We start from the raw sequence: 2,941 nt of genomic DNA on the forward strand, positions 1-2,941 counted from the left end.
ACTTCCACGTGCTTGAGCAGTTCAGCTAACAGGGCTTCTTGCTGATGCGATTTTGTTTTCTGTGAGGCTTCTTTTTGAAAGCGCTCTTCCAAGGAATTACGCAATTCGTCCAAAGTATTATACTCACTGACTTCTTGGGCAAAGTCATCATTCAATTCAGGCAGCTCTTTTTCCTTGAGTTCTTTGAGGGTGACAGTGAAAACAGCAGGTTTTCCTGCTAATTCTTCGTTAACATAAGGGTCTGGAAACTGAGCAGAGATTTCTTTGGTTTCTCCAGGATTCATTCCCACTATCCCTGTGACAAAGCCAGGAATGAATTTGTCTTCCTGCATCTCCAATTGGAAATCAGTTGCTTCCCCGCCTGGTATTGGCTGGGGTACGTCCGTTTTGTCTTCACCAACAGAAGCAGCTAAAACCCCTTTGAAATCTACCACAGCGACATCACCTATTTGCGCCGATCGCCCTTCCACTGGAATTAATGTTGCCATTTGTTGGCGTTCGTCTTCTAAGGCTTTGTCTACCTGCTGTGGATCGTACTTGACTTCCTCGGCTTTGAATTGCAAGCCCGTATATTCACCCAAATTTGGTTCTGGTTCCACATCTACAGATGCAGAAATGACCAGGGGTTTTCCTGGTTCATAATTGTTAATCAATTCCTCAAATGAAGAGCGTAGCTGTGGTTGACCAAGCACCTGGATTTTTTCTTGTGAGAGTGCTTGCTCAATGCCATCTTGAATAACTTCTTCTAGCGCAGCTGCCTTGATTCGAGTTGTGCCAAGGCGCTGCAGGAGTATCTGCCGAGGTACCTTGCCTTTGCGAAACCCAGGAATATTTGCAGTACTCGCTAAGTTTTTAACAACTTTTTCGTAAGTTTCCTTGGTCTTTTCTGGGGTAATCTCTATTTCTAGACCAATTTGACTGGCGGGAAGTTTTTCCTGGGTGACTTTCATGCTTCGTCTCTATTATTTGTATTTCTTTTTACTTTTGGTTTACTGACGCCAAAATTTGCGTCTTTAAGTTAAAGTTTCCTGACTTGGATCAAAGGTGCCTGTATGGCTTAATTATATCCAAGTGCTCCAGGTGCCCTTATAACAGATATCTAGTTTACTTTTGTTGTCAAAATCCTTGACGTTTTAGCGCAAACTAGTTTCTTGTTCTCAACTCCAAATTGTTTTTTACCAAAGGGCTAACACCGTGATATCCTGGTTCTCAACTAGCACGCTTTGCACGCCAAAGTTGTAACGTTGGGGCGATCGCTGCTCTGTGCAACTGAGCGCAGCAGCTGAACCTAACTCCTGTGTTGTGAGAATAGGTTAGCTTATCGCCCTGGTGGTCTGCCGTCCATTGAATCATACTACACTAATCATCAAGACAGAGGTCTATTACAGGCATAACACCTGTCTAGTACAGGTCGGCCCAAATAAAGCTACCCTTCGGGTTCACCAGTCGCCTCTGTCGGGAAACCCTCCTCATGCGCGCTGGATTCACCATTCCAAATCAACGAAAAGCCCGCAGAATCAACCTTTTGACTTTTAACTTTTGACTTTTGACGAACGCCAGCGGTACTAGGGCTATGCAAAAGTTTAGCTCATCCACACGTTGGAAGATGATCTACTGTATAATAAAAGTCTTAATTTGATGGAGAGTTTAGTAATAAAATATTGTAAATTGTCATACTAATCAGGATGAGTAGCAAAATAAATGTATTAGATTAAGAATTACAATGAATTTCTCAAAAAATCAAACTATTAAAAGGTTTATTTAATGTCTGCTATTGCCATTTAAGCTTTGAAATTTTACAAGAAATTGCACAAAACATCTCGTAAAGGAGGAAGTCAATTTGTCTAAATCCTACAGGATAGCTATTTTGGGAGCAACTGGTGCAGTAGGCCAAGAGTTGCTGGAATTATTGGAAAGCCGTAATTTCCCTGTTTCTGATTTAAGGTTATTGGCTTCCGTTCGCAGTGCAGGGCGAACACTGCCTTTTGAGGGAGAAAATTTGCCAGTAGAACCAGTGAGTGAAAAAGCCTTTGAGAATGTGGATCTGGTGTTGGCGAGTGCAGGTGGTTCCATCTCAAAAACTTGGGCACCAAAAGCTGTAGCGGCGGGTGCTGTGGTGGTTGATAACTCCAGTGCGTTTCGCATGAATCCGGAAGTTCCTTTGGTGGTTCCAGAAGTGAATCCAGAAGCAGCAGCGAACCACAAAGGTATCATTGCTAATCCCAACTGCACGACGATTTTGATGACAGTCGCAGTGTGGCCCCTACATAAAGTATCACCAGTACAGCGCCTAGTGGCTGCAACTTACCAATCAGCCAGTGGTGCTGGTGCTAAGGCAATGGAAGAAGTGAAAACTCAAGCAAGTGCTATTTTAGAAGCCAAGCAACCTGTTGCTGAAGTTTTTCCCTATCCACTAGCATTTAATGTCTTCCCGCACAACTCCCCTTTGAACGACTTTGGGTATTGTGAGGAAGAAATAAAAATGGTTAACGAAACTCGCAAAATCTTTGGGACTCAGGATATCAGAATCACTGCAACTTGTGTACGGGTTCCCGTACTGCGTAGCCATTCGGAAGCGATTAACCTAGAATTTGAGGCACCATTTAGCCAAGATTTGGCCAGAGAAATTCTCAGTCAGGCACCGGGTGTGAAATTGGTAGAAGATTGGAAGGCAAACCATTTCCCAATGCCAATTGAAGCCACAGGTCAAGATGAAGTTTTGGTAGGGAGAATTCGTCAGGATATTTCTCACCCGTGTGGCTTGGAACTGTGGCTGTGTGGTGATCAAGTCCGCAAAGGCGCAGCCTTGAATGCAATACAAATTGCTGAGTTATTAGTAGAAAAAAATCTGCTCAAACCAGCAGTAGCGGTTAGTCATTAGTGAGCCAGCACTGCAGGAGGGTTTCCCTCCGTAGGTGACTGCCGAAAGGGTTCCACAGGC

The 2,941-nt window shown here is 43.9% G+C and carries 2 protein-coding genes; one reads left to right on the plus strand and one right to left on the minus strand.

Going from position 1 to position 2,941, the window contains the following annotated elements:
* Positions 1–950, minus strand: a 950-nt coding sequence (tig, locus tag DP116_RS29745) for a trigger factor (protein WP_246275789.1), incomplete at its 3' end; no start/stop codon positions are given.
* A gap of 890 nt (positions 951–1,840) precedes the next feature.
* Between tig and DP116_RS25370 the strand changes: the two genes are divergently transcribed.
* Positions 1,841–2,881 carry an aspartate-semialdehyde dehydrogenase gene (locus DP116_RS25370; protein ID WP_169157788.1) on the plus strand — a complete coding sequence of 347 codons (1,041 nt, stop codon included), beginning with the start codon at positions 1,841–1,843 and terminating at the stop codon, positions 2,879–2,881.
* Positions 2,882–2,941 lie beyond the last annotated feature (60 nt).

It is taken from the genome of Brasilonema bromeliae SPC951 (assembly GCF_012912135.1).
Lineage (GTDB): Bacteria > Cyanobacteriota > Cyanobacteriia > Cyanobacteriales > Nostocaceae > Brasilonema > Brasilonema bromeliae.